The following is a 26,912-nucleotide window of genomic DNA, read 5'->3' on the forward strand; positions in this document are numbered from 1 at the left end:
GTTCTCGTTATTAGTTAGCCAGTGTTTTAATGGAGGCTCTGACAATATCTTCGGTATGGGGTAAATAGTGATCCTCCATCCGATAGTAAGGCATTGTCGTATCAAACCCGGTGACTCGCTCCACCGGTGATTTCAGGTCATCAAAAGCACGTTCCATCAACCCTGCAGAGATTTCTGCCCCCACACCAAAGCTGCGACAAGCTTCATGAACAATTACACATCGTCCTGTCTTTCTTACTGAAGCCAGAATTGTCTCCATATCGAGAGGCTTAATGGTGGCAACATCAATCACCTCGGCAGAAATGCCATGTCCTTCCAATAAGCTGGCAGCCTCCATAGTTTCATTGATAGAAGCTCCCCAACTCACCAACGTAACGTCCTGCCCGACTTTCAACGTAAAGCAGGTGTCTAAAGGCAATGGTTCACTATTTTCATCGATGGCTTTCTTGCTCGCCCGGTATATGCGCTTGGGCTCAAGAAAAATAACGGGATCTGGCTCGTTAATCGCCGCGCGCAACAAGCCATAGGCTCTGACAGGGGATGAAGGAATCACCACTCTTAAGCCGGGTATATGAGCAAACAATGCTTCAGTACTTTCTGAATGGTGTTCCGGTGCATGAATACCGCCTCCGAATGGTGCGCGTAGCACCAAAGGACAGGATAAACGTCCACGGGTTCGGTTTCTCATCCGGGCTGCATGACAGATCAACTGCTCCATAGCAGGAAAGATAAAACCCATAAACTGTATTTCAGCAACTGGTTTTAACCCTTGAGCGGCCATGCCAACACTGATACCCGCAATCAGGGTTTCCGCCAGCGGTGTATCCATAACACGCTTCAAGCCGTATTTATCTCTAAGCCCCTGAGTTGCCCGAAATACACCACCATTAACGCCTATGTCTTCCCCTAGAAGAACTACGTTCGGATCAGCAGCCATCGCATGATCCAGCGCCAGATTCACTGCCTCAACCATTGTCAGATCCTTACTCATGGGCAGCACCTCCCTGACGCATCTGATGTCTTAACAATGCCTCTTCTTTCTGCTGAACTAACTGCGCTGGCATATTGGCGTAGTGATAATCAAAAAGATCTTCTATCTTGGGCAACGGTGTATTGAGATAATTTTTTACGGATGCCTCAATCACACGATCAGCCTCTGCTTTCAAAGCCTGCTCTTTCTGCTCATCCCACAAGCCTCGATGATGAAGAAACTGTCGCAGTCGTTTAACTGGCTCCTTCTGCCATGCCTCTTCCAATTCAGAACTGTTGCGATAGCGACTGGCATCGTCAGCAGTTGTGTGATCACACAGGCGGTAGGTAATTGCTTCGATGACGGTTGCACCTTTACCCTGACGGGCTCTCTCGATGGCTTCGCTGATCACTTCGTGCAGGGCAATGACGTCATTACCATCCACCTGAAACGATGGCAGCCCGGCTGCGTTACCTTTCTGACAAAGCGTAGGTGCACCAGATTGAATCTTGCGTGGAACCGAAATAGCCCACTGGTTATTGTTGATAATGTAAACGACGGGGAGCTGCCATGTTCCTGCTAAGTTCAACGCTTCGCCAAAATCACCTTTTGACGTAGCGCCATCGCCAAGGGCGCACAGCGCAACCTGCATAGGCTCACCCGCTTCATGGCGAATCTTTATTGCGGTTGCGATACCAGCCGCATGACCCGCCTGTGTCGCTATGGGTACACAATTTGGCAGGTCCTTTCCCCAGGCATCACTAGCACTGCCCCGTTCATCGCCGCCCCAGTAAAGAAGAACATCGCTAAGGGGAATCCCTCTTTTCATCAAACCAGGAAGATCCCGATAGTAAGGAATCAGTACATCGTCCTCTTTCAAAAGTGCGGCGCATACGGTACTGATGGCTTCCTGACCAAGGCAGGAAGGATAAGTCCCCATTTTACCGGTTCGTTGTAAGGCAACTGCCTTTTGATCGCCACAGCGGGCAACCACCATAGATTGGTAGTAGTCGATTAGCGTTTCAGTATTAAAAGTCCAGGATGGCAGGTTTTTCATGACTTCACCTTCCGCATCCAGATATTGTTCCATCGCTGGCTGGTTCTGTTCCGATCGAGTCATCATTCTTTCCCTATGCAAAAGACTTAAGCTGATAGCTTTGTCTGTTCGTGTCCGTAGACCATGGCTTCTGCCATTTGATCCGCAATCACACTGGCAGGAAGGCCGGTTTGATTCTGCCTGCTGAAAATCTGCAGCAACGTGTCGCTTATGTTTTTCAGTTTTCTCTGCATCTCACTGTCTGAGTGGCGCAGATAATTCATGGCAACAAAAATCAAACCACCGGAATTAATCAGGTAATCCGGCGCATAGAGAATGTTTCGATTGAAAAGGGAGTAACCGTCCTGCTCAGTCAATAATTGATTATTGGCTGAACCGGCAATAGCAGCACAGTTGAGCTGATCGATGGTTTCACTGTTCAGGATGCCGCCCAGTCCACAGGGGCTGAATACGTCACAGGGTGCGCTGTAGATGTCCTCTGGTGCGACAACTCTGGCACCAAACTCTTTCCGACATTGTTCAACCCGTTGATGATCAATATCCGTGACCGTTAACAGTGCGCCATCGTTGTGTAATCGCCGGCAAAGCGCATAACCTACATTTCCCAAACCCTGCACTGCCACGCGCACACCTTTCAGCGATTCAGGTAAATCAGGATGCGCCTTCAGGCTGGCAAGAATGCCGTAATACACGCCTTCGGCAGTATAAGGTGCCGGACTGCCACAACTGGATGTGCAGGTAACGTGAGCAGATTGCGTGGCGATGGTGTCCATATCCATCACCGTTGTGCCGCTGTCCATGGCCGTGGCATAACGACCACCTAACTCATTCAGAAATCGACCGAATGCCTGAAACAGCGCTTTGCGATCATAATCACCTTCCGGTTCCATAATCACGGCTTTGCCACCACCAAGATCTAACCCCGCAAGGGCTGCCTTGTAGCTCATGCCACGGGCTAACCGTATTGCATCAGTGATGGCTTCTTCTGAAGAGGCGTAGGGAATAATTCGACACCCTCCCAAGGCAGGGCCCCGGCGGGTACTGTGAATGGCAATGACGGATTGGAGGCCGGATGCTTCATCGTATCGACAATGAAGATCATCAAGGTGTGCCTCGGTAATCTGTCTGAACATGACGGGATCCTCCGTATGTTGCAGAGCAGCAGGCTCTGGTTCAAAGCTTGTTTATCGGCGGATTTCCTGTGAGAAAAAGTCGATAACAAGGCCATTTATTATTGTTTTAGCGCTGTGCTTTGCTCACGATCAGAGAGCAATACGCAGTTGAACATCAGGCGTTTTGTTATATTGCCTTTTACGATTACAGAAGAAATCTGAATCGGTTGTCAATACCAGAGAAATTAAGTGCCTCTTCCCTAAAACCCATAACATATTGTTTTTTCTGACAATGATGAGTAACACACCCCTATTGTAAAGAATGGTAGTTCCATGAATGTCGATCAACAGATGCATTTTAAAAACAAAAAATGCTAACTTAGGGCTTCCTGCCAGTTTTGTAAGGAGGCTAAATGTCGGAATTTATACAAGAAAAACGCCAATATCCGAGGAAATCACTGGAAAAAACCGCTGAGGTTCTGGATAACGACACCGGGCTCTCCATCGGTATTCTCGAAGATGTATCCAAGGGCGGTTTCAGTATTCTCACGGATCAAGGCATGCGCCCATCTGAAACCAGAAATGTCACGCTGGTGCTACCAGGCCCTCAGGGCAGTCCACACAAAGTCGCTCTGACGGCTGAATGCATATGGTGCCAAACCATTACTGAGCGTGCAGACTTTGCCGCCGGTTTTGCGCTGAGAAGCATTGAAGATCAAGATGAGGTGGCACTGAACTATTACATCCGAGACTATCAAGTCGCAGGCCAGAAGGCAGGTGAGCTGGAGGAAAGCTAGCTCACCCTGATACTACCCTTCAGTCTGAAATGGGCAGGTTAAGTGTTTCCTTGAGCTCTTCCATTACGATGTAACTCTTGGATTCCCGAACACCTGGCAGCTTCAGCAGAATATCCCCAAGCAGCTCACGGTAGGAGGCCATTTCAGAAATACGGGCCTTAACCAGATAATCAAAATGGCCAGATACCAGATGGCATTCCAAAACGTTGGGCAGCTTAATCACTGCTTTACGGAAGTCATCAAAAATATCTGCGGACTTGCTATATAGGCTGATTTCCACAAAAACCAGAAGCCCAGCTTGAAGATATTTGGGGTTCAACCGGGCGGCATAACCCTGAATAATCCCTTCTCGCTCAAGACGTTTAACACGCTCCATGCAGGGCGTTGTGCTCAAACCAACTTTGTCTGCCAGCTCAACATATGAAATTCGCCCCTGTTCTTGCAGAGTGCGAAGAATGTTACGATCAATACGATCTAACTGACGGATGACTTCTTTTCGGCTTCTCATGATCTCAGTCGTTTGCTGAAAGTACGCATTTAGGGAGATATCCTTCGGCCATTATCTCTGATCCTTGTATACCCTTCGCCTTTCAAGTTGCTACTTTGTTGGCTGCATTTATGCCCTCGGGCACTCACTCACCCCGATCACCTACTCTTTGTAGGCTCACGGGTTTCGCTTATTTGCCGCCGCGTAGCAACTCGAAATCCTTTGGGTATAGGAATCAATAGGCAAATACCCTTCGGGTCACGCAGATTAGGGTAGGAATTGAAAATCTGCAAGTGAGCATTACTATTACCCTTTATCAGGGTTTATCGCAAAATCATTTTCAAGCACCCCTTTTTTATGGACAATGCCCTCCGCTTTTTACTTCCCTGAAGGTATGAAGGCTCTTTTCATAAGCAACCTGCACTATTCCAAAACACGGAGATACAGGCAGTTATCCGTTTCTGACGATAAACTTATGACACCTGAGCCTAGGAGACTGTCGGACTTACCATTGACCGACTGCCTCCTAATGAAGCTGAAGCTTAAGCTACCGAAGTTTGTCTTCGGACCATTTTATGCAGGTTCAAACCTGTTTTTTCATCCCGGGCTGGAGAAATTATTAGATGAATACTGCATCTGTCTCCCCGAAAAACACCGCATCAGCGCACTCTTCTATACAGCAGAAAAGCCGTGCCAGCGATGAAGTTCTGGTCAGAATTGATCAGATCACCAAGAAGTTTGATGACACGATTGCTGTTGATAATGTCAGCCTGAATATTCAAAAGGGTGAGATTTTTGCGCTGCTGGGTGGATCAGGATCAGGTAAATCCACTCTATTGAGAATGCTGGCGGGTTTTGAGACACCATCAGAAGGCAATATTTATCTTGATGGCCAGAACATCACCCATCTGCCGCCTTATCTGCGCCCGATTAATATGATGTTTCAGTCGTATGCACTGTTCCCACATATGACCGTGGAGCAGAACGTTGCCTTCGGTTTGAAACAAGATCGCCTGCCCAAAGACATTATTGCCCAGCGGGTGCAAGAAATGCTGAAACTGGTGCATATGGAAAAATATGCCCGTCGAAAACCACATCAATTGTCCGGTGGTCAGCGTCAGCGTGTTGCTCTGGCTCGCAGCCTTGCCAAGCGGCCAAAACTGCTACTGCTGGATGAGCCCATGGGCGCCCTGGACAAAAAACTCCGCAGTCGTATGCAGTTGGAAGTGGTGGATATCATCGAAGAAGTAGGCGTCACCTGCATTATGGTGACCCACGATCAGGAAGAAGCCATGACCATGGCGGAACGCATCGGCATTATGGATGCGGGTTGGATTGTTCAGGTAGGCACGCCTATCGATATTTATGAAAATCCCAACAGCCGTATGACCGCTGAGTTCATTGGCTCCGTGAATATGTTTGAAGGTGAGATTATTGAGGAAGAGGCGGGTTACGTCATCATTAACTCCCCCCAGATTGATCAGCCCATCTACATTGGTCACGGCATTATGGCGCCGCTGGAAGATCGTAAAGTCTGGATCGCCGTTCGCCCGGAAAAAACCATGGTGACCCGTGAAGAGCCAGAAGGTAACTACAACTGGAGCCGCGGCCTGGTACACGATATTGCGTACCTTGGCGGACACTCGGTTTATCATATACGACTACCATCCGGCATGATGGTGCAGTCCAACATGGCCAACGTTATCCGTACTGCCGACAACCCAACCTGGGGCGATGAAGTATTCATCAGCTGGGACGATGACAGCGGCGTAGTACTGAACAGCTGACCAATAGAAGCTACTCTAAATACTATTTATCGTTCGGATTACAGCTCGGAAATAACCCCCTGCTGAAGATCATTTATTTTTTGTTGTACGTCTGCGGCTGAATACCTTTCCACTTCTGCCGCTGATATCGATATTGTGGAAACTGCCATGTCCAATGCTCAAGCAAAAGGTTCAGCCACGTTGAAGTGGGGACCAGAGAGGCTACACGCCTTAAAGGAAATGTGGGGACGCCGCCTGGTACTGGGCATCCCCTATCTCTGGCTGTTGCTGTTTTTTCTTGTTCCGTTTCTGATTGTGGTCAAGATCAGTTTCTCGTCTGCAGAAATTGCTATACCACCGTACTCGCCCGTTATTGAATATCTGGACGAGGTGTTAACCATTAACCTCAACCTCGGCAATTACTTTTTCCTTGCCGATGATGAGATGTATCTGCAAGCCTATTTGACCTCGATCAAACTGGCTGCCATTGCTACTTTCTTCTGCCTGATGCTGGGTTACCCGATGGCCTACGCCATGGCCAAAGCACCCGGAAGAAAACAAAGCTTCCTGCTCATGCTGGTGTTACTGCCATCGTGGACATCCTTCCTGATCCGAATCTACGCCTGGATGGGAATACTGAAAAATAACGGTCTGCTGAACAATCTGCTGATGTGGTTCGGGTTGATTGATCAACCGATGCAAATATTAAACACGAATATTGCCGTGTATATCGGTATCGTTTATGCCTACCTGCCGTTTATGGTGTTGCCAATCTATGCCAACCTGACACAACTGGATAAATCGTTGCACGAAGCAGCAAATGATTTGGGCTGTCGCCCCTGGGAAACCTTTTTCCGTGTGACACTGCCACTGTCCAAAAGCGGCATTATCGCCGGCTGCATGCTGGTATTCATCCCATCTGTGGGCGAATACGTTATTCCTGAATTACTGGGAGGACCAGAAAGCCTGATGATTGGTAAGGTGCTCTGGCAGGAGTTCTTTAATAACCGTGACTGGCCGCTGGCAGGCTCTCTGGCCATGATCATGCTGCTGATTCTTTGCCTGCCCATCGCCTTCTTTAACCGCCAGCAGGCAAAACAGATGGAGGCTGGTCATTGATGAGTGCTGCCAAAAGTGCTGAACAGACGTCGTCCATCAGGCGATTCAAAAAGCCTGGATTTTCCACCGTCATGCTGATTATTGGGCTGATATTTCTGTATTTGCCCATGTTTATTCTGGTGTTCTATTCGTTCAACGCATCACGACTCGTGACCGTCTGGGCGGGATTTTCTACCAAGTGGTATGTGGAATTGTTCCGGGATGAACAATTGATGGGGGCCGTGTGGACGAGCCTGAGAATTGCTTTCTACAACGCCACCATGGCAGTCATACTCGGTACGGTTTCTGCCTTTGTGCTGGACCGTTTTGGAAAATTCCGTGGCAGAACCATGTTTAACAGCATGCTGACCGCGCCGCTGGTGATGCCAGACGTCATTACCGGTCTATCCCTGCTGCTGCTGTTTGTCACCATGGCGGATCTGATTGGCTGGCCCATGGAACGAGGGATGCTAACCATCTGGATTGCCCACGTGACCTTCTCAACAGCTTATGTGGCGGTGGTTATTGGTGCACGGTTAAGGGAAGTGGATCGCTCTATCGAAGAAGCCGCTTTAGATTTGGGCGCTACACCACTAAGAACCTTCTTCCTGATTACCATTCCAACCATCGCGCCTGCACTTGCGGCTGGTTGGTTGCTGGCGTTCACTCTATCGCTTGATGATCTGGTCATTGCCAGTTTTGTTTCCGGGCCGGGCTCCACTACTCTACCGATGGTCGTGTTTTCATCCGTTCGACTGGGTATTTCACCCAAGATCAACGCCATGGCGACACTGATCATTGTGGTGGTATCACTGGCGGCACTGCTGGGGTGGTGGTTTATGCGCCGAACCGAGCGGGAAAGAAGGACTAGTCTGGAACGATTTGATTTCCAATAAACATATCAGCCCCGAAAACCGGGGCTTCGCTATTCAATCCCTAGTGCTGCCAGCTTCTCTTTCAAGTCGGGCAAATATTGTTTATCAGGATAACAATCCGCCCTTTCGACATTGGGTGTCGTACTGGTTTTCAACGTGATACCACCAGCAATCTTTACAATATCATTCCCAGTAATAGCAGATGGGCTAATCTCAAAAAGAATTCTTTTAGTAAATGCTTTATTTAAAAGATCTAAGACGTTTTTACCCTCCTCATTGTTTGGAAAAAATCCAAAAACATTAGTCCCTTTATATGGTTTTCCTTCATGAACCCCATCTTCAAAGCCAATGCTCAGGCAGATTGCTGATTTTCCAGAAAATCCTGGTATGTGGAGAAAAGGATAAGTTACAAAAAAACCACCGTCTTCTGGCTGAGTAATCTTAGTCGATTCCACCCTACTGGAGCCTGTAGCATGCGTTTGCGGATGTCGACCAGGATAGCTTGTTACCAAACGATGTACGTCAAGGGCAGTTACGTTTCGATTAACCAGTAATGTACTATCGAAACTCAACGACTTGAGAAAATCTTGAAAAGATGCCTTCTCTTCTGAAGTACAGAATCTATTTATCAATCGTCCGTCAGCAGATATACCACTCAAACCAACTTTTTTAGAAGGTTCAAAAGTAGCAAAAGCAGCCAGATCGTTGACTACCTGAGGATACTTCTCTATGGGATTCACAAAAATACAGCCTGCAAAATTTAATAAATATAAAGATAGAGTTTCACGCTTCTCAACAGTTCCAATGTATCGCTAATTTTTTATATTTTTTTGAGCACAACAAGCACACTACACTGCCAAACTATCACTATTAGAGAGTGCGCGCTCCAGCTCTTCATTGTAGTGAACAGGCACACGATTTAAGTTACACAGCAGTTGATAAGGAATCGTATTAGCGCCTTCTGCCACTTCATTGATAGATAATCCCTTTCCCCATAGAACCGAACGATCGCCAATCTTCACATCTGTGACACCGGTTAAGTCAACCGTCAACATATCCATTGAAACACGCCCCACCAGCGGTACTTTATGACCATTGATAAGAACCGGTGTGCCGTTCGCTGCATGCCGTGGGTAACCGTCCGCATAACCCATAGCAACCACACCCAAGCGCGTGGGACGGCTGGCTATCCACTGACTGCCGTAGCCTACGGAGCTGCCTGCTGGAACCTCTTTGATACTGATAATTGCGGAGCTGAGCTCCATCACCGGCTTTAGCTCTGGTAATACGTTGCAGCTTTCTGGAAACGGAGAAACACCGTAAAGCAGCAGACCTGGTCGATTCCATTGCCCTCGGGCTTCCGACAAAGCGACCAGTGCCGCAGAGTTACACAAACTACGATCGCCAGGTAACCCCATGGTGTGTTCATTGAAGGTTTCAAGCTGGTGACGGGCGTGGGCATTTTCTACTTCATCCGCACAGGCAAAGTGCGTCATCAGCACAATATCTCGAACACTCTGATGACTATTCACCTGCTCCCAGACACTTCGATAGACTTCCGGGGCAAAGCCTACGCGCCCCATGCCGGAATCCATCTTCAACCAGACTCGAATCGGGTTCTTGAAGGTATACGACAGAAGAGCGTCTACCTGATATTGGTGATGAATCACAATATCCAACTGATACTCATCAATATTGTTCAGCTCTACTGCATCATAAAAACCTTCCAGCAGCAGTACCGGCTGACGAATACCAGCGGCTCGCAACTCAAGAGCCTCTTCAATACAGGCGACAGCAAAACCACTGGCGATATCTGCAAGCGCAGTTGCACAGGCGATCGCTCCGTGACCATAGGCATCCGCCTTGACCACAGCAATCGCCTGACCATTACCAGACAGCTGTTGAGCAACTCGATAGTTATGACGAAGTGCGTCAAGATCTATCGTTGCATTTGCTGGTCGTCCCATGTTGTTTGAGATTCCCCCCCGGGAACAATTTTTACAGCTGACATCCTATCAATTAATAACCATCAGCTCTTTATGTGTTTATCGAAATTATATAGATGCATAAATAATACCCTTTAGTCGTATTTATCCATAGATCTCATAGCATCTTATTCTTATATAACTACAAATTGTCTTACGAGGGATTCAGCAATGGAGGAAGCACCAGTGCCTACACACTGGTTTTTTTGAAGCGGGATTCTAATGAGGAGAGAATACTTTTCGCCAGACGACGAATACCGGGTTTCTGTTCTTCCTTGAACGGCAATGGACGACACAATGCCAACGCTCTAAGACCAATTCTGGCAGTATAGATGCCAACACCAAGGCCACTGGCCACCTGACCACTGACCAGCCCCAGCAATCGGTTAGAGGTAAAATCAGCCAGCTGATCCGACAACAAATCCGTTGCACCGGCCAGTGCCATTTGCCGGAGCACCATTCTGATCAGATGAAGCCTCGCAGGCAGAGATGGGCGGATTCCGTAAATCTGGCATATCTCATCCAGCATTCTGATACTGCGCCATAAAGCCAACAGCATATCCAGCGCAGCAAAGGGGCTGAGTGCCACCATCAAAGCCACCTGCTGACTATGATTTGAAATCAGATTAAGCGCTTGTTGATCCAATTTCTGAAAAAAATGATTATCCAGGTGTGCCAGCATCTCACGATCATCATTGTAATCAGGCATTGTCGCCAGCGCTTGCTCCAGAACAACTTGCTGAGGCTTATTCTGGTAAAGCTTTTGAAGCTCTGCTGACCATGCCGTTTTTAACCGTTGTGAACGTTGGGTTCGCACCTGTTCCGATACATCCTGCAGCTTTGCTATATTTTTGAAATCCCGCTGGTACAGGAAAAACTCGATCACCGCCTTGCCGGTAACAACACTCAGGGTGAATAACAACGCTAAAGCAAGCACCGCTGGAAACCAGTGAAACGAATAGAGAAACTGAACCAGCTCAATACTCTGCCAAGTGACCAACACAACAACCAGAGCAAGCACACCCATAACCGCTCTTTTCAAAAGACGAAGTGAGCGGGTAGCCAGTTCTGGGAATACTTCTATTGGCTCAGGTAGCGTAGCACTGATCGAATCTGGTGTTTCAATAGGGGATTCCGTTGATATCGGAATAAACCAGGGGTCTTTCTCTTCGCTCATTAAAAACGATCTCCCAACAAGTCATTGAGAATGCTATCCAGACGAATATGAGGTAGTCGGCCACCCGCCGTTAACTGCATTCCCTGAGGCGGTAATAAACGACGAAGTTTCCAGCTTTTCATTGCTTCCCAATCATCAGGCTCGGGCAGTTTTTCCGGAATTGCAGGATGCAGTAACATCCCCGGACCATCATTCGTAACTCCCTGCAACGCTTGCCGCCCTTGATACTCGACACAGGTGGATGATCGAACAGCAGCAACGGCCTCACAGCGCATATCAATGGCGTTAGAAGTCGCTCGCCGTTTTGCATCTTGAACCAGATTGGCCGTCAGGCTGCGAATCGCTTCATGTTGATCCGACAGAACCTGGTCAATTTTGGTGGCAGCAAACACAACCCGATCGATTTTTGGGCTGATGAGCCTGGTCAAAAAACCATTATGCCCATAGTCAAAGCTCTGCAATGCCTGCGCCAGAGCGTACCTCAAATCATCAAAGACTGGCTGCCCTGAACTCAAAGTGCGTACAGCGTCAATCAGCACCAGCTGACGATCCACCTTCTGGAAAGTCTGTCGGTAAAAAGGCTTTATATAATTCTTTTGATAGTTTTGGTAATGCCTTTCGCAGACTTTTACCAAGGCATTATCCGGTGCCGATGCTATCTGATCAGCACTCAATGAATGAAGTGCTGGAAGTGGAATAAACGGCAGTGTTTGTTCTGTTTCTTCCGGGGTCAGGTGCAACCAGCGCCCCGGCTGAATCATGGAAAAACCAGCCTGCTGGCATTGCTGCAGATACGTCACATAGGTTTGCCATATACACTGTAGTGTTGCTGAAGCGATTGGCTGTAGAGGATCGATCTCATGGAGTTTGGCAATCAACTCCGACGCCAGTGATTTACGAACACCATCATCAAACAAGCTGAAACATTGACGACTCCAGGTTTGGTAATCCATCTCCAGCATGGGTAAATCCAACAGCCATTCACCGGGATAATCTCTCAATTCCAGCAATAATCGCCCAATATCGGGTTTTCGTCGTTTGATTAAGCCGGGGCGAGAAAGGTATTTGATTTCCAGCAAACAACCCGACTCCTGTCGCGTTGCTTCAGGCCAGCCACCTTTGGTTAGCGCTTCAATACCCTGTTGATAAGGAAATAACGGCAAACCATTCAACGAAGACATTTGAACACCTAACAGGCGTTCCTGAATAGCAGGAGGAAAGGCAGCCAGTTGTGCCTCAGGAAAGTGTTGCAGCTGATGGATAAGACTGGTGATCAGCGTCGTTTTTCCACTGCCGCTAAAACCGGTGACCCCCAGAGTAATGCGCTTATTGAGCAGACGCTCTAAATTACCCTCTACTGATTCTGTCGTCGATCTGGCAAGATCACGAGCCTTACCCTGACTTTGTTTCAGAGTTGTCTTGATCTTGCCTTTTATCGAACTCATCTCAGTTGCCACTTCTCCGACGATGCCAGATAACCATTGGCGTATACCGTAATATCTATTTCCAGTGTACGCCCTTTCAGAGAAATATGGCGAACCACTTCATTGAGCACACCGCCCGGGCTGTATTCAACTTCGGGCTCCGAGTCATCTTCCCGATCACTCTTTTCACGTTTTTTTCGCTTTTCTTCTTCCACTGGCAGAGTGGTTACTTCATCTACTGGTTGAATAGAAGGCAATAAGTTTTCAATCATGTCTGGAAAGATTGGCAGAATAGTTGGCTTATCTTCCGGCTTTTCAGGCTCTGGTGGTTTTGGTTTGCGCACAAAGTAACGCTGCAAAAACACCAGCTCATTGGCCGTGATATTCATCACTTCGATATTGCCATCGGGTCCACGACTGTCCATCCGGAGGAAGTTATCTGATTGATATAGCCTGAAGCCTTCGTTGTAACTAGCTCTTCTCTGCGGATCGTACACTTCAGCTCTGAACGTCATTTCACGACGATGGTCGCTTTCGATCTCCAACGCCAGCTCGGTGTTTCTGATGGCCTGCCTTGCATTGGTTTCACTGCCCACGCAGACGATTCGAGACGCTGAGCCTTGCCAGTCTCGATCAATTTTTTTGAGAAAAGCTTGAAGATGTTTACGCTCGCTGCCAGAAAGAGGTTGCGCAGCCTGATAATCGAAAACATTGCCACCGGCGATCACGGTCGGAGATTCGCTGTAGCATTCAACGGCGACGCTATGACTGGAAAAGAATGCCGCAAACAGCACTGAAAGGGCAGGCAATACGAATTGCCTGCAAGATACTAAAAACGACTTCCTCACAACTGCCCCCCAGGCAATCGAAAACTGACTTCCTGCAGGCAGGAAACGACTTTGGAAGTCTACTTTGCGGGGCAGATTCGATCAAACCAAAACATCTGATATCTGACTGTAATTGTGACGTTGATTACTCCTAAGTATCATTGTCCAGTCACGCTCTGTTAACTGCTCCAGTGCACATCGTACTGCATTATTTTCAGGTAGCTGCATTGCATATTTAACTTTTGAAAAATAATAACTCCCAAACTCCCCACGCAGATACTGACCAAGTTCAACACCATCCACATCTACTGGCTTTAGAAACTGTACTATATCAGCAATGTATGATTCATTGCCAAAAACAAGATGCATAACCAATTTCTCTTGCATTGAAGGAGAATCTTGAACATTGGCAAAAATCTCTGATAAATCAATATGGTCTGCATCAACCCTCTTTAACTGCTTAGACAGTTTGGGTATCAATGACGACAATTGAACGCACAAATCATTAAGTGAATTTTGTACATCTTCATGAGAATATGGAATGGAATCTTTAACCATTAGATGATTAGTCTCTACTAGCGGGTGACACCTCCGTCGTAGAGACAGCTCAGGAAAACAACGACGAACCAAAGACAAGTCGATACCTGTCGTTCGATAAGCAATGAGTTTTTCCAGTTTGACGTTATCACGCAACAGCATTTTGCCTTTGGATATTAGCTGCTTTTTTTGATCAGCTGGGACAATACCCTTTTTAAGACTCTGATAATTATTTTTAAGCAGTATCAGCCAATCTTTCTGCAAAGCAGTTAGAGGTTGAGAGCTGTAACTTATGGCGATATTCGCTGCCTCAAAAAAGTCCTGCTCATAAAAAAAACCCTGACCAATCATTGTCGATATTTTTTCTACAAGTTCTAATTTCGCGCTGGCAGAAAGAACAGAGGTAAGCTTCATAAACAATCCGAAGCTTTGTAGATAGGTGCTGTTTAATGAGCCGCCCTTCGTTAAACTCAATCCAAGTTGCTCTATTCTCCCTCTTTCCTGGTATGCCAGCGGATCATGGTGTACGGGAAGATGCGTGTCTCCATCTGGCATTAAAGGAATATAAGGTTTTCCATTAAAACCCATGAAGCTGGCTGTATTTGCACCCTCCTGGACAAGAGGCCGATCCGCACTATAACAAACCCACTCAAAGAATGATTGAGGAACACTGCCAGAGTAGACAACATCCACTATCACTCCTGAATTCGGATGCCAGCTTTCATCGTGCAAATTGCAAAAGCGCCCACCTTTAACATTTGATACTACTTCCTGAATATCATCCAGATTATCCAGAGAGCTCATAATAAGCATTATTGTTTTTTCTGAAGTCTTCAAGTGACTTTGTTTAATACCCTGTATCAGACGACTAATTACTACTTCGTGGAAAGGTTCAATGTTGTGGTGGTGAAGACCATACACTGGCAAAAGGTGACAATCGGATCGACGACTCTCTTCGATAACCCTGAATAAACTATCAACTCTTGAATCATTGCAGATCGACTTCCGGGCTGCTGCCTCATTACACTGATACTTGGTTTGATAGTTTGCCAGAGCTGACCTACGAATTACATGAACCTCATTATCAGGACGTTCAAGCCTAGCTTGAGTTTGATGCCAGCTAAAAGGCGGAATAACAAGGGCAAAGCTACTCTTAAGAACGGATCTATCGCTATTCATAGGCCACATACCAAGAGGCTGCAGCAAGGGTCGATTAAAAACATCACTGTACAGATGCAGTAAGTGATGTGGTACACATATACATTCAACACCTGAGTACGTAATAAACTGTACTGGTTTGCCATTAGCATCATAGCTCGGCAACAGTTGCTGTAACTTATTCCTGAACTCTTCCCACTCACCTGCTTCAGCTTTTAACACCAATTCAACGGAGCCGGCAAACCCTAACTGCTTAAGACTGCGAATAATGCTCAAGGACGCAGATTGATCACCTAAACCCGGTGCCTCTGTTAAACCAATCCTGATCACTGAAAGCTGTCTAATTCTTGTCCAAGGCTGAAAAACACACTCACTTATCAACCGAGCATTCAAGCGAACAGGGCTCTTTGCTTCTCTTGGAGGGTATGGACTGTAGCGCACCGCAGGAAGGAAGCGGAGCATCGAGGGGCCAGTATTTAGTGCAACCACTGGGGGATAATGAAAGAAAGAATCGCCTATAGTAAACAACATTATCCCCTAACGCTTTAGTATGAATCTGGGAATATAGTGAATTCTAAGAGCCAGAGGCCTAACAAGATGGTTAGTTTTACCAACCATCTTGTGGAAAGTAGACTTTATTTATCAATCCTACTGATTTTTGAGCCTTCCAGCGTCAGGTTATACATCAAACCTTTGCTGTCCAGAATAAAACCAATAATCGGTGCTTTTGCCGTTTCCGTGGTGATGGAGCCACCAGCACCAAACTCGGCAATGGCAACACTGCCATCAACACCCGCTTCCCACCCCTGACTGTTCAGGAATTTGTTCAACGCAGAAGATGTCATAAACATGATGACCTGGGAACGAGCCTGAGCCCCCAGTTGGAAGCCTATAGATGCAGAGATAGTTCGGTAGTAGGCATCGATACGATGACCAATCAACATGGCACCTTCACCGTACTCACCACCAATACCAATGCCGCCTTTCACCACATTCGGAAATACCAGAATGCCTCGTGCCTTTTTGCCCAGTTCTCTGGCGGCAGGCCTTTCTTTGTAGAGTTTGCTCAGTGTTGCCTTAACATTGGCATCTAACTCCTGTTTGGATGCGGCCTCTGCATGCAACACCGGTAACATCATTGTGACGGCAAAAAATAATGCCAATAGTGCTCGGGCTTGAATCTGCATGTTCGACTTACCTGCTGAATTTTCCCATTAAAGGATAGCATTATCAGCAGGCAAGAAACCTGAAGACAACCATTGGTTATTATAATGACGGGCGTTAAACCACGTTTATCAAATCCCCAATCGTCAACAAACCAACCAGCTTCTGATCATGATCTTTAACCAGAAGTGTGTGCAAGCCATGCTCTTTCATCAGCAGGCGAGCCTCATCAGCGCTGACTTTTTCCTGCACACAAATTGGTGCACCGTTCATAATGGTTCGGGCGCTAATGCCTTGCAAACTCTCAACACCGGCAAGGTTTCTGCGTAAATCGCCATCGGTGATAATGCCGCACAATAATTCGCCATCCATAACCAGACACAAATTGGTGCGGTGAGAGGTCATCGTTTGCATAACTTCACGCAGGCTGGCATCTAGAGATACCGTCGCCAGTTCACTCCGTTGCATCACATCACGCACCCAGACCATCTTCTGATCACTCTGCTGCGCTTCAGGTGAACTAAACATACGACGACGAATCAACGTTTCCGCCAATAAGTCACCAATCGCCAAAAGAACCGTGGTGTACGTGGTTGGCGCCTGCTCCCGATCTTCACGACTTTCCACCACACTGGCATCCAGCACGATATCAGCCTGTTTTGCCACAGAGCCAGCAGGATCACCGGTGATGGCGATCACTTTATTCCCCATTGCACGAATGGCAGGATAGAGGCGAAGCAACTCTTCTGTTTTGCCGCTGTAAGAGAGCATGATGATCACATCACCAGGCCCGATCATGCTGAGATTTTCTTCCCAGGTTTCTGCAGCGTTTAGAATGTGGGTGGACACGCCTGTCGCATAAAGTGTGTCTGCCATTTTCTGGCCCACCAGCCCGGACTGCTTCATACCAAACATGATGGCGCGCCCACGACACTCGGCAAGTACTTCAAGCGCGGCGTTAAAGCTGCCGTTAATCCGGCTTTCCAGTGCTTTCAGAGCTTCGATCTGACCGGCAACACTGTTGCGCATGACGTCGGCAATCAATTGATTCTGGTCCAGGTTCATGGTCCGTCTCTTTTTAATCATTTCTACCAGTCTTACATATTGTGCCTGATAGATTATTGATCAAGAGCATGGATAGGGTTTATGAGCTTCAAGGAAGATAAACAACCCCATCCCGCACTTCGCACTGAACACTGGTGAGCTGATCGCCCGGACAGGGACCTGCGATGCACTCCCCCGTTTCAATCAGAAACTGTGCGCCGTGGGTTGCACATTGAATCAGCCTTTTTTCGGAATCCAGAAACTGATCCGGCTGCCATTCAAGATTGATTCCAAAATGGGGGCAACTGTTTTCATAGACAAAGACTTGCTGCCCTTGTCGTACAGCGAAAAGATGCCCCCGTTCATTATGGAAGCCTTTACTGCCAGGATCGTCCAGATCACTCACTGCACACAAACGAATCATTTATTCACCCTTTTTTGGTATCTTCTGGCAGGCGAACCTCAAAGGGCATACCCCGCTGCAATACAATCTGGCTAAAGTAGAGATTGATTGCCTGAGATGTGGTCAGCCCAAGCTTGCGCAGAATATCTTCTGCCTGCTCTTTTAACTCTTCATCTATTCTTGCTCTGACGGTAGTTTCTTTCGCCATGAATCACATCTCCCGCGTACGATTTTTATATCAACCACTATTGGTAAAACTTTTTATGATGTAAAGGTATAAGAATTCATAATTTTTTCTCACTTGGCCAAGCGCCCGTCCCTCAATGGCTCAAGCGCATTTATGTCCACTCAGGGTTCATCGGTCTGTGAATCTGCCGATTGACTGATAATGCCCTGCCAAATATAAGATAGGTAGTTAAGCAGGAAGCTAACTCAATTTTGAAATGGATTTTCGGAGTTCGAAGCCTGATATTATGCTGAATTTTCTATTCAGAGGACTGGTTAGCTTTTGGCTAATCACCTCGATTTTTGTCGTACCGACAAGTGTTGCTAACGAGCTGGACAAACAGCGCTCCCTGTTTACTGCCGTCGAAAGGGCTTTGAAGAAAGGAGACACCCGTCCCTACTGGAAGCATAAGACAGAGCTCAGCAGTTACCCTCTGGCGCCTTACCTTGAGTACCTTAATCTTTCTGGCAATTTAAGAAACCTGAGTCAGAGAGAGCTGGATCGATTTTCCAATAAACACCCAAACCTGCCACAAACCGATCAACTGCATAGACAATGGCTGCGTCACCTGGCAACTACAAAACAGTGGAAGTCCTATCTTGAGGCTTACCACCACGACGATGGTGGTCGTTATCAGTGCTACAAAGGCATTGCTCTGAAAGAACTAGGCCTCCGTGAAAAGGCATGGCGGGAAGCAAAATCTCTATGGCTAACGGGAAAGTCCCAACATAAAAGTTGTGACCCTCTGTTTAAAAGCTGGAAATCCGCCGGTGAGCTGACACAAAGCCTGATCACCGCCCGGTTCTGGATGGCTGTAGAGCAGAATAATTTATCCCTTGCCCGCTACCTGGATAACAAAATCACAGACGCTGTGTTCAAACCATCCACAGGGTTATTCTGGAAAATCGATAAAAACCCAAGAGTGCTCGCATCTCATTTCTTTATTGGTGAACTGGAACATCAGCGCATCATCATGCTTCACGGGATGAAAAAACTGATCTCAAGGGACTACAACCTCGCCATCAAAACGTGGCTCACCCTTCGCGAAAAACATCCATTTACTCTGGAAGAAGCTGCCCGGGTAGATCAGCGCATTGCCCTGAAGGCCACGAAGAATTTCCGTGCAGATGCCGAAGCCATCAGTGCGAAAATTGATCCAGATTTTCAATACCATGAAGTGACCGAATGGCGCATCCGCAATGCCCTGGCTAATCAGGATTGGACGGAAGTCATTAAGCTGATTGAAAAATTGCCCCCTGCCATAAAAAATGAAAGCCGCTGGCGCTACTGGATAGAAGTGGCTCAATTGCAATTTTTGGAAGATATCAGAAAAGGTAAAAGTGCTATCTCAACCGTCAGTAGCACTGATAAATTGAAGACACCCGCCTTAAATGCATTGAGTTCAGAGCGCAGCTTTTATGCATTTTTGGTGGCAGATTTAAAAGGAGTCCCCTTCCAACTTAATCACCAATCCAATGAAATACGCCCTCAGGACATACAAAAGCTAAAACAATTCTATCCGGGTCTCAAGCGCATCAGAGAGTGGACTTACCACAAACGGTTTTACTCTGCACAATCGGAGTTAAACCGAATCACCCCGGGGTTAACAGACAGTCAGAAAGCCATGATTCCTTATCTGGCACAACAGTGGCAATGGCATTTTCAGGCAATTATGTCCGCAGCCAGAGCAAAACTCTGGGACGATTTGGATCTTCGTTTCCCTGCGCCAGAATCCAACCTGTTCAACCATCATGCCAGTAAAAATGATCTGGATTACCCATGGGTGGTGGCCATTGCCCGCCAGGAAAGCGCTTTTCATCCCCGGGCTCGTTCCCATGCTGGTGCCATGGGGCTGATGCAGCTCATGCCAGCCACTGCGAAACAGGCGGCAAAGCAAGCAGGCATTACTTACAGAAAAAACTCTGAGCTCTATAAACCTGAAATGAACATTGCCTTGGGAACTACTCACCTTGGTTGGCTGTCAAAGCGGTTTGATAACAGTCGGATACTCGCTACTGCGGCGTATAATGCAGGGAGTACCGCGGTTAACCGCTGGCTTAGACAGAGAGGGCATTTGCCACTGGATATCTGGATTGAAACCATTCCTTACGATGAAACCCGTAAGTATGTGCAGAATGTCATGGCTTTTCGGGTGATATACAGTCAGATGGGCAATCAGCCTGTACGAATGTTCTCATCAACAGAGGTTTCTTCCTTGAGTCTAAACCTTAATGCATCGCCCTTTATTGCTCAGCGTGATCAGCAGAAACCGTGATAAGTCTGCACCTTTATAAACTATGGGTATAAAATGGTTCGGTTAATATGGCAGGACAACAGAAACCATTCTGATACACTGCGAAGCCCTTTACCCATGCTGTTTTGGCTATTCATTTAATAACGGGAGAACAAGGTTTATGGACAGACGTCGTAAGACCCACGCTGTTCAGGTTGGTCATATCACCATCGGCGGTGACGCGCCCGTTGTTGTTCAATCCATGACTGACACTGACACAGCGGATGTCCAAAAAACTATTGATCAGATCAAGCTTCTGGCTGATGCCGGCTCTGAGATGGTGCGTATCACGGTCAACAGTGAAGAGGCCGCTGCGGCTATTCCCGCTATTTATGAAGGGTTGGCCAAACTCAACTGTAACGTACCGATTGTTGGGGACTTCCACTACAACGGCCATCTTCTCCTGACCAAGTACGATGAAGCTGCCCGACTGCTGCACAAATATCGCATTAACCCCGGCAATGTTGGTTTTGGCAACAAAAAAGACGATCGCTTTAACGCCATGATTGATGTGGCTATCAAATACAACAAACCGGTTCGAATCGGCGTTAACTGGGGCAGCCTTGATAAAGAGCTCTCCACCAAGATGATGGATGATAACGCCAAGTCAGCCAACCCAAAACCTTCGGAAGAAATCCTTCAAGAAGCACTGGTCGTTTCTGCGCTCCAGAGTGCGGATGCCGCCGTGGCTCGTGGTTTAGGCGCTGACAAGATTGTTATTTCCTGCAAAGTTTCAAGGGTTCAGGGGTTGATCCGCGTTTATCAGATGCTGGCAGATCGTTGCGAATACGCACTGCACCTTGGCCTGACTGAAGCCGGCATGGGCAGTAAAGGCATTGTGGCTTCCAGTGTTGCCATGGGCATTCTGCTTCAGCAGGGTATCGGTAACACGATTCGTACCTCCTTAACGCCTGAGCCAAATGCCAGCCGTGATAAAGAAGTCATCGTTTCTCAGCAAATCCTTCAGGCACTGGATGTACGCAGCTTCTCCCCAGAAGTCACGGCTTGTCCTGGCTGTGGTCGAACAACCAGCACCTTCTTCCGGGTGCTCACCGATGAAGTAGACACCTTTCTGCGCAGCAAAATGGTGAGCTGGCGCTCTCAATATGTAGGCGTTGAGAACATGAAGGTTGCGGTTATGGGTTGTATCGTCAACGGCCCTGGTGAAAGCAAACATGCCAATATTGGTATCAGCTTGCCTGGCACTGGCGAAGCGCCTTCTGCGCCGGTTTTTGTTGACGGTGAAAAGTTCACTACCCTCAAAGGCGAACATATTGCTGATGAGTATAAGCAGCTGATCGAAGACTATGTTCAGAAAACCTATGCCTCACGAAAAGAGCTGATTGCCAGCCATTGATCTCACTACCATAGAGCTATTTTCATAACTCTATGGTTCAGTTTTCACGCCCCCCATTTGACAAAAAGCACTTCGATACTAAGTTCAAAACTGTCTTTGTGGTCATTGTTTGATATGACAACTCATCAATAAGAACAGGCATATCTATGAACTTAGCCCTTCGTCTCAGACTGGTAACGACTCTCAGCGCAACCTTGGAATTTTACGATTTCACCCTGCTCATTTTTCTAGCCAGCGCTATATCAAACAATTTTTTCCCTTCGGCTTCCAGCATGGGCAACATCATGCCGGTGCTGATTGTCTTTTTTGCCGGCTATATCGCTCGTTTTGTTGGCGGTTTTATTTACAGCCACTTCGGCGATCGTTATGGGCGAAAGCCTTATTACATGAATTCCATGGTACTCATGTCTTTGAGTACTTTGGGCATAGCTCTACTACCTGGGTTTGATACGCTGGGCGATTTGGCACCGATCCTCTTATTCTGTCTTCGGGTGCTTCAAGGAGCCTCACTTGGCGGCGAGATACCGGGCTCTGTTGTTTACGCATCAGAGTTTTCTCAGAATAATCGCCGGGGGCTGGTCACGGGTTTGATCATCTTTGGCGTCACGTTCGGCAACATCCTTGCCAGCGGTGTGGTTTGGTTGATCCATCAGCAATTTGGTGAGGCTGCAGTCAATGACTGGGCATGGAGATTACCTTTTGCTGCGGGCTCAATGATCGGCTTACTCAGCCTATGGCTAAGATACAAACTGACAGAAACGCCCGTCTTTGAGTCACTGCAACAAAAAAATCAAACGGTCGTCCCTATCATTGCGCTCATCAAACATTATCGACTGCAACTGGTTCAAGGTGTGAGCCTGGCTGCGGTTCCCGCTGTTACCGTATCTGTACTCTTCTTTATGCCAAGGTACCTCAAGGAATATGCCCCACAACCATTCTCATGGGCATCCATCAGTTTCTTCCTGTTTTCAGCGCTGGCTATCTGTTGCTTTATCTTCGCGGTGATCTCTGACTGGACTGGTCGCATTCCAATGATACGACTTGGTGCTGTACTCATGACACTGGTGGCACCCATATCCATATATTTCTTTTCGCAAGGCAGTATTCCAACGGCCTTGGCGTTCATACCGCTGGTGATTTCGCTGGCTATGGTGAATGGCGTATACGAAGCCTCTATGGTGGAGCTTTTTCCAATCGAAGCTCGCTTCAGTGGCGTGGCTTTCAGTCACAATCTGGCTTTTTGTCTGTTTGGAGGAGCCACTCCTCTCGCACTTGAATGGCTCTGTTCTCATGGTTGGTTGTTAGCGCCGGGCATTTTGCCAGCAGTCGCCAGTTTTATTCTACTAACACTGTCCTTTAATTGGCGAGACCGTTATCAAGACCAGCTTGCTGAAGTTTAAGGCTTCAGCATTAACGTATGGCTCACCTTTCCAGGTAAGAATGGGCTCTGCTTGCCATCAACCCAGTCCATATAACCAGTCCGGAAGAAAGGCGATAATGGATGCCCACTTTGGCCTCCCGGCATATGAAAAATAGCGTCACTCTCACGTCCGGGAGCCACCACCATTCTTTCAGAAGCTCCTTGACTGGCACGCTGCGCTCTTGGCATCCAGACATCGCCGTTTAATGGAACTGCAGGCATATTTAACAGCTTGCCGAATACAGGAATAGCGTTACTTAGTGGATGACGGATATCAGCGGTATTTCTCTCACCCCAGGTTGACGTTGCCAACTTTTCAATACCGCCTAAATCTGCGATGACCTCGTCCACCGTTTCTACCAATAACTCATCCCAATTTTCATATTCAGGGCTCAACCAGTTCATAGGCCTTTCATCAAGAAGGCGCCAAACCATTTCTGTTTCATGGTTCAGCTTTTGCATATAGCCGTCATCCACATTGCTTTTTGCTTCTGATGATAATGCTAAAAAGTAGCGGCCCAACGCAGACACTATCTTCAGCTTCAAAGCATCATTGAATTCCCGCACCAACCGGTAACCCACATCATCAACCGATGCTTTGCCTGACCAGTTATCCACATAATCATAAAACCGCTGGCGAGCCAGATTCCCTTCTTTAACAGCGGGTGTCAGAGTTTCCAAAATTAAACGACGCCAGTTATCCATGTAAACCGCCCTGTAATCCAGAGCGATATCGAGCATGGCTTGCTCATCAGCACTATCTAGCGCCAGCAGCGCATCGCGGATCTGCATTTGCCGTGGGCCAAGAGCGTAACCACCATTGCCCATTTTGTTATAATCCTCACCGCTGACGATGCGGGCATTGGCCGTCCAAACCTGATGACTTCCGGGATTGTATACCTTTGGATATTCCTCAGGAGCCAACCAGCCAAGCCAATTTTCATCTGCCTTCTGCCAGGGCAGTGGATATGTAGAGTCAATGCCTGAGCGATTAGGTATCTGCCCTGCCACTGTCCAGCCAATGTTGCCATGGCGATCACCAGCGGTGAAATTCTGAGGAGGTATACCGCTGCTATTGGCAACAGCCATGCCTTCTTCAACATTCTCTACCAATTCCAGATTGACCAGATTTACATTGGTCGCCTCAGGCGAATGCGCAGTCCAGCGCAGAGCGTATTGAGTATTATCATAGGCAGAGTCAATCACTGGCCCCCAATGAGTACCGGTATAGTTAACCTTGACTGGATCCTGACCTTTGACGTTTATTGTCTCCGTCCAATTCTCTAGTGGTTTACTCCCCTCATTGGTCATGTATTGATTATTAAGGATTTCCAGCTCCACAAGATCAACCCAGTCACCGGCCGTATTGGTAAAGCCCCAGGCAACATGGCTATTACTACCAACCACCACTAAGGGGGTTCCGGGCAGCGTAACACCAGTGACGTTTATTTTTTCCTGAGGATTCTTCGGGTGTGGGTAGTTGAGTGAAGCTCGATACCAGATAGTAGGCACCCGGTGACTTAAATGCATGTCATCCTGCACAATCGCACCGCCGTGGGCGGTCAATGCTCCGGACACCGCCCAGTTATTACTACCAATCATTTGATCTTCAGTGAGTGTACCACTGAGCTTGCTGTACAAGCTGGTGTCATTATTTCGAAGATTAACCAGTTCTGGCCCGGGGGTTGGAACATCCGGCAGAACGCCCGGTTGCATAGGTGAATCCCATCGAGTTTTCAGTGGTGAGAGAAAATCAATAACCACTGGTGAGGTTACACGACTGAGATAGCCTTTAAGGTTATCCAGCTTCACCTCATTGTCGTTTAGGTCCATGTACATACTGAATACAGTCAGGAAGGTATCTTCTGGCTTCCATAACTCAGGCTCTACACCAAGCAGCATGTATTCAAACGGTTTTTGTCCGAGGTCATTGATGCCTTGATTAACTCCACGGGCATAAGCATTCAATAGTGCCTTTTGCTCCGCCGTTGCCTGCTCGACCGACTTACGGGCAACTTGGCGAAATCGATGCTTCCGCTGTCGTTTATCATGTTCCAGAGCCATTCCGCCGACCAGTTCAGACAACTCACCTGCCGAATTTCTTCGATTCAAATCCATCTGAAAGAAGCGATCCTGAGCGTGTAGATAACCGATAGCAAAGGCCACATCTCTTCGGTTACTGCCTGAAATCAGTGGCGTGCCCTGATCATCACGATCAATAAATACGGCAGCGGCTAAGCCTGGAACTTTCACTTCACCATCAAGCAGAGGCAAACTCTGATACAAAAGAACAAACACGGTTAGAATACTAATGAAAGCGAGGGCTATCAGAAAAAAAAAATCCCCTCCGGAACCAAACTAACATTGAACCACTCCATTATCGTTATTGTACTGACGGCTAAATATCATCCACTCAGTCTCCATCGAAAGCATGCTTCAGGCAACATTCAATTTTAACCGATGCCCTGTGAGTATTTTTCATTTTGCCCTGATGACCAACAATCAGTAGAATGTTGCGCTGTTTTAAGGCGTCCAGGATGCCCGAGTTCCCTCACCTCTATCAAAAAGGATTTGTAATGCTAACCAGCACTCGCAATCTGAACATTTTATTTTTACTGTCGTTATTCCACGTTATTACGATTACCGCCAGTAACTATCTCGTACAAATTCCATTTCAGTTCCTTGGAATGCACACCACTTGGGGCGCGTTTACCTTCCCGTTTATCTTCCTGGCGACAGATTTGACGGTTCGCATTTATGGTTCTGAGCAAGCTCGGCGAATTATTTTCCTCTCTATGTTCCCCGGACTGCTGATCTCTTATGTGGTTTCCGTTCTGTTTGTTGAAGGCAGTTTTATGGGGCTGGGAAGTCTTGCAGAGTTTAATGTGTTTGTTGCCCGCATAGCAGTGGCCAGTTTTGCCGCTTACCTGATTGGGCAGGTGATGGACATCACGGTTTTTAACCGCCTGCGTCAAAATGCCGTTTGGTGGGTGGCGCCCGCCTGCTCTACCGTTGCCGGTAACTTTATCGATACTTTGAGCTTCTTCAGCTTGGCTTTTGCAGGTTCGGCTGATCCGTTTATGGCTGAGCATTGGATGGAAATTGCGTTGGTTGACTATGGCTATAAGCTAGCAATCAGTATGCTGTTCTTCCTGCCAATGTACGGTATTTTGCTGAACTTTTTGGTCAATAAACTGAAAATGCCCATTAATATGTCAGCCCAACAAACTGCTTAATTTAAAAAGCCCCTGAAAAGGGGCTTTTTAATACTGAATCCCTGCTAACTTTTATCACCATTAGCTGTTTGACAACTTTACGTTAATTCTGGCGCTCTCTTCAACGCAAAATCTTATGTCTATCTCAACCTTACTTTCTCAAGGCTATTAAATAGTATGGCCTTATCTTTATCCGTAATGTGTTCAATATTGATAGCTTTGAAGAACTCATGCTGAAGATGACCATCAATTGTTTGCCCTGAATCCAGATATGCTTTCAGCTTCATCAATATTTCTTTATCTATCTTCAGTAATTCCAGGGCTTACGCATCAACTAGGTACTAAAGTTCCTTATTATTTTCAGTAACCAATTTGAATAATACTGTATCTGTCGCTTAGATAGTGTATCGGTTCAGAGATGTTCGCTATGCAAACTCTACAACAGAATACACTGGTTACCTATATCGATACTGTACCGGATCCCCGCTGTGAAGGAATGTGCATACATAACTTTATAGAT

The 26,912-nt window shown here is 47.2% G+C and carries 24 protein-coding genes; 8 read left to right on the forward strand and 16 right to left on the reverse strand.

Annotated features, from left to right (window positions below; all coding sequences use genetic code 11):
* Positions 1-10 precede the first annotated feature (10 nt).
* The 3 genes from AKL11_RS10980 to AKL11_RS10990 are packed head-to-tail and all read right to left on the reverse strand — an operon-like array spanning position 11 to position 3,160.
* The gene (locus AKL11_RS10980) at positions 11-991 is read right to left on the reverse strand and encodes an alpha-ketoacid dehydrogenase subunit beta (protein ID WP_067517374.1); all 981 of its coding nucleotides are present in this window, start codon (positions 989-991) and stop codon (positions 11-13) included.
* The gene (gene pdhA, locus AKL11_RS10985; protein WP_253705194.1) at positions 984-2,093 is read right to left on the reverse strand and encodes a pyruvate dehydrogenase (acetyl-transferring) E1 component subunit alpha; all 1,110 of its coding nucleotides are present in this window, start codon (positions 2,091-2,093) and stop codon (positions 984-986) included. Before pdhA ends, AKL11_RS10980 begins: the two co-directional genes overlap by 8 nt.
* 20 nt (positions 2,094-2,113) lie before the next feature.
* The gene (locus tag AKL11_RS10990; RefSeq protein ID WP_067517377.1) at positions 2,114-3,160 is read right to left on the reverse strand and encodes a Leu/Phe/Val dehydrogenase; all 1,047 of its coding nucleotides are present in this window, start codon (positions 3,158-3,160) and stop codon (positions 2,114-2,116) included.
* Positions 3,161-3,552: 392 nt separating this feature from the next.
* Here AKL11_RS10990 and AKL11_RS11000 point away from each other — a divergent pair, with 392 nt between their 5' ends.
* Positions 3,553-3,936, forward strand: a complete 384-nt coding sequence (locus AKL11_RS11000; protein ID WP_067517380.1) for a PilZ domain-containing protein — start codon at positions 3,553-3,555, stop codon at positions 3,934-3,936.
* A 19-nt stretch (positions 3,937-3,955) separates the two neighbouring features.
* On the opposite strand, the gene lrp is transcribed toward AKL11_RS11000, so the two are convergent.
* Positions 3,956-4,444: a leucine-responsive transcriptional regulator Lrp gene (gene lrp, locus AKL11_RS11005; RefSeq protein WP_067517382.1), complete on the reverse strand. Its 489-nt coding sequence runs from the start codon at positions 4,442-4,444 to the stop codon at positions 3,956-3,958.
* Positions 4,445-5,046: 602 nt separating this feature from the next.
* On the opposite strand from lrp, the gene potA reads away from it, so the two are divergent.
* The 3 genes from potA to AKL11_RS11020 all read left to right on the forward strand — a co-directional run bounded on the left by potA (position 5,047) and on the right by AKL11_RS11020 (position 8,183).
* The gene (gene potA, locus AKL11_RS11010; RefSeq protein ID WP_216636513.1) at positions 5,047-6,210 is read left to right on the forward strand and encodes a polyamine ABC transporter ATP-binding protein; all 1,164 of its coding nucleotides are present in this window, start codon (positions 5,047-5,049) and stop codon (positions 6,208-6,210) included.
* 219 nt (positions 6,211-6,429) lie between these two features.
* Positions 6,430-7,308, forward strand: coding sequence for an ABC transporter permease subunit (locus tag AKL11_RS11015; protein ID WP_067518411.1), 879 nt, complete (start codon positions 6,430-6,432; stop codon positions 7,306-7,308).
* A 71-nt stretch (positions 7,309-7,379) separates the two neighbouring features.
* Positions 7,380-8,183, forward strand: a complete 804-nt coding sequence (locus AKL11_RS11020; protein ID WP_095210379.1) for an ABC transporter permease subunit — start codon at positions 7,380-7,382, stop codon at positions 8,181-8,183.
* 29 nt (positions 8,184-8,212) lie between these two features.
* Here the strand turns inward: AKL11_RS11020 and AKL11_RS11025 are convergent, their stop codons facing one another.
* The 10 genes from AKL11_RS11025 to AKL11_RS11070 form a co-directional block, all read right to left on the reverse strand.
* Positions 8,213-8,902 carry a hypothetical protein gene (locus tag AKL11_RS11025; protein WP_067517387.1) on the reverse strand — a complete coding sequence of 230 codons (690 nt, stop codon included), beginning with the start codon at positions 8,900-8,902 and terminating at the stop codon, positions 8,213-8,215.
* 108 nt (positions 8,903-9,010) lie between these two features.
* Positions 9,011-10,129: an alanine racemase gene (gene alr, locus AKL11_RS11030; protein ID WP_067517389.1), complete on the reverse strand. Its 1,119-nt coding sequence runs from the start codon at positions 10,127-10,129 to the stop codon at positions 9,011-9,013.
* 208 nt (positions 10,130-10,337) lie between these two features.
* Positions 10,338-11,324: a TIGR01620 family protein gene (locus AKL11_RS11035; RefSeq protein WP_067517391.1), complete on the reverse strand. Its 987-nt coding sequence runs from the start codon at positions 11,322-11,324 to the stop codon at positions 10,338-10,340.
* Positions 11,324-12,769, reverse strand: coding sequence for a YcjX family protein (locus AKL11_RS11040; protein ID WP_067517393.1), 1,446 nt, complete (start codon positions 12,767-12,769; stop codon positions 11,324-11,326). Before AKL11_RS11040 ends, AKL11_RS11035 begins: the two co-directional genes overlap by 1 nt.
* Entirely contained in the window at positions 12,766-13,557 is a 792-nt protein-coding gene (locus AKL11_RS11045; RefSeq protein WP_067517395.1) for a hypothetical protein, read from the reverse strand. Before AKL11_RS11045 ends, AKL11_RS11040 begins: the two co-directional genes overlap by 4 nt.
* Positions 13,558-13,677: 120 nt before the next feature.
* The gene (locus tag AKL11_RS11050; protein WP_172807272.1) at positions 13,678-15,546 is read right to left on the reverse strand and encodes a hypothetical protein; all 1,869 of its coding nucleotides are present in this window, start codon (positions 15,544-15,546) and stop codon (positions 13,678-13,680) included.
* 359 nt (positions 15,547-15,905) lie between these two features.
* A complete protein-coding gene (locus tag AKL11_RS11055; RefSeq protein WP_067517399.1) occupies positions 15,906-16,457 on the reverse strand; it encodes a BPSL1445 family SYLF domain-containing lipoprotein in 552 nt (183 codons plus the stop codon).
* 94 nt (positions 16,458-16,551) lie between these two features.
* Positions 16,552-17,499, reverse strand: coding sequence for a CBS domain-containing protein (locus AKL11_RS11060; RefSeq protein WP_172807273.1), 948 nt, complete (start codon positions 17,497-17,499; stop codon positions 16,552-16,554).
* An 88-nt stretch (positions 17,500-17,587) separates the two neighbouring features.
* Positions 17,588-17,902 (reverse strand): Rieske (2Fe-2S) protein, encoded by a 315-nt coding sequence (locus AKL11_RS11065; RefSeq protein ID WP_067517403.1) that lies wholly within the window; start codon positions 17,900-17,902, stop codon positions 17,588-17,590.
* A 4-nt stretch (positions 17,903-17,906) separates the two neighbouring features.
* A complete protein-coding gene (locus AKL11_RS11070) occupies positions 17,907-18,089 on the reverse strand; it encodes a type II toxin-antitoxin system RelB/DinJ family antitoxin (protein ID WP_067517405.1) in 183 nt (60 codons plus the stop codon).
* Between the two features lie 265 nt (positions 18,090-18,354).
* On the opposite strand from AKL11_RS11070, the gene AKL11_RS11075 reads away from it, so the two are divergent.
* The 3 genes from AKL11_RS11075 (at position 18,355) to AKL11_RS11085 (ending at position 23,157) form a co-directional block, all read left to right on the forward strand.
* Positions 18,355-20,382 carry a transglycosylase SLT domain-containing protein gene (locus AKL11_RS11075; protein WP_172807274.1) on the forward strand — a complete coding sequence of 676 codons (2,028 nt, stop codon included), beginning with the start codon at positions 18,355-18,357 and terminating at the stop codon, positions 20,380-20,382.
* 139 nt (positions 20,383-20,521) lie between these two features.
* Positions 20,522-21,757, forward strand: coding sequence for a flavodoxin-dependent (E)-4-hydroxy-3-methylbut-2-enyl-diphosphate synthase (gene ispG, locus AKL11_RS11080; RefSeq protein WP_067517409.1), 1,236 nt, complete (start codon positions 20,522-20,524; stop codon positions 21,755-21,757).
* Between the two features lie 146 nt (positions 21,758-21,903).
* Entirely contained in the window at positions 21,904-23,157 is a 1,254-nt protein-coding gene (locus AKL11_RS11085; protein ID WP_067517411.1) for an MFS transporter, read from the forward strand.
* Here the strand turns inward: AKL11_RS11085 and AKL11_RS11090 are convergent.
* Positions 23,154-25,475 carry a penicillin acylase family protein gene (locus tag AKL11_RS11090; protein ID WP_157673514.1) on the reverse strand — a complete coding sequence of 774 codons (2,322 nt, stop codon included), beginning with the start codon at positions 25,473-25,475 and terminating at the stop codon, positions 23,154-23,156. The genes AKL11_RS11085 and AKL11_RS11090 overlap by 4 nt on opposite strands.
* A gap of 278 nt (positions 25,476-25,753) precedes the next feature.
* Between AKL11_RS11090 and AKL11_RS11095 the strand changes: the two genes are divergently transcribed.
* Positions 25,754-26,413 carry a 7-cyano-7-deazaguanine/7-aminomethyl-7-deazaguanine transporter gene (locus AKL11_RS11095; RefSeq protein WP_067517415.1) on the forward strand — a complete coding sequence of 220 codons (660 nt, stop codon included), beginning with the start codon at positions 25,754-25,756 and terminating at the stop codon, positions 26,411-26,413.
* Between the two features lie 119 nt (positions 26,414-26,532).
* Here AKL11_RS11095 and AKL11_RS25135 read toward each other — a convergent pair whose 3' ends face one another.
* Positions 26,533-26,679 (reverse strand): hypothetical protein, encoded by a 147-nt coding sequence (locus tag AKL11_RS25135; RefSeq protein ID WP_157673515.1) that lies wholly within the window; start codon positions 26,677-26,679, stop codon positions 26,533-26,535.
* Positions 26,680-26,912 lie beyond the last annotated feature (233 nt).

This window comes from Endozoicomonas ascidiicola (genome assembly GCF_001646945.1).
GTDB classification, from domain to species: domain Bacteria; phylum Pseudomonadota; class Gammaproteobacteria; order Pseudomonadales; family Endozoicomonadaceae; genus Endozoicomonas; species Endozoicomonas ascidiicola.

Coding starts and splice junctions, on each gene's coding strand:
- AKL11_RS11095 (WP_067517415.1), top strand. CDS start 25,754: ATGCTAACCAGCACTCGCAATCTGAACATTTTATTTTTACTGTCGTTA.
- AKL11_RS11020 (WP_095210379.1), top strand. CDS start 7,380: ATGCTGATTATTGGGCTGATATTTCTGTATTTGCCCATGTTTATTCTG.
- ispG (WP_067517409.1), top strand. CDS start 20,522: ATGGACAGACGTCGTAAGACCCACGCTGTTCAGGTTGGTCATATCACC.
- AKL11_RS11015 (WP_067518411.1), top strand. CDS start 6,430: ATGTGGGGACGCCGCCTGGTACTGGGCATCCCCTATCTCTGGCTGTTG.
- alr (WP_067517389.1), bottom strand. CDS start 10,129: ATGGGACGACCAGCAAATGCAACGATAGATCTTGACGCACTTCGTCAT.
- AKL11_RS11035 (WP_067517391.1), bottom strand. CDS start 11,324: ATGAGCGAAGAGAAAGACCCCTGGTTTATTCCGATATCAACGGAATCC.
- potA (WP_216636513.1), top strand. CDS start 5,047: ATGAATACTGCATCTGTCTCCCCGAAAAACACCGCATCAGCGCACTCT.
- pdhA (WP_253705194.1), bottom strand. CDS start 2,093: ATGATGACTCGATCGGAACAGAACCAGCCAGCGATGGAACAATATCTG.
- AKL11_RS25135 (WP_157673515.1), bottom strand. CDS start 26,679: ATGAAGCTGAAAGCATATCTGGATTCAGGGCAAACAATTGATGGTCAT.
- lrp (WP_067517382.1), bottom strand. CDS start 4,444: ATGAGAAGCCGAAAAGAAGTCATCCGTCAGTTAGATCGTATTGATCGT.
- AKL11_RS10980 (WP_067517374.1), bottom strand. CDS start 991: ATGAGTAAGGATCTGACAATGGTTGAGGCAGTGAATCTGGCGCTGGAT.
- AKL11_RS11085 (WP_067517411.1), top strand. CDS start 21,904: ATGAACTTAGCCCTTCGTCTCAGACTGGTAACGACTCTCAGCGCAACC.
- AKL11_RS11060 (WP_172807273.1), bottom strand. CDS start 17,499: ATGAACCTGGACCAGAATCAATTGATTGCCGACGTCATGCGCAACAGT.
- AKL11_RS11040 (WP_067517393.1), bottom strand. CDS start 12,769: ATGAGTTCGATAAAAGGCAAGATCAAGACAACTCTGAAACAAAGTCAG.
- AKL11_RS11075 (WP_172807274.1), top strand. CDS start 18,355: ATGCTGAATTTTCTATTCAGAGGACTGGTTAGCTTTTGGCTAATCACC.
- AKL11_RS11055 (WP_067517399.1), bottom strand. CDS start 16,457: ATGCAGATTCAAGCCCGAGCACTATTGGCATTATTTTTTGCCGTCACA.
- AKL11_RS11070 (WP_067517405.1), bottom strand. CDS start 18,089: ATGGCGAAAGAAACTACCGTCAGAGCAAGAATAGATGAAGAGTTAAAA.
- AKL11_RS11000 (WP_067517380.1), top strand. CDS start 3,553: ATGTCGGAATTTATACAAGAAAAACGCCAATATCCGAGGAAATCACTG.
- AKL11_RS10990 (WP_067517377.1), bottom strand. CDS start 3,160: ATGTTCAGACAGATTACCGAGGCACACCTTGATGATCTTCATTGTCGA.
- AKL11_RS11065 (WP_067517403.1), bottom strand. CDS start 17,902: ATGATTCGTTTGTGTGCAGTGAGTGATCTGGACGATCCTGGCAGTAAA.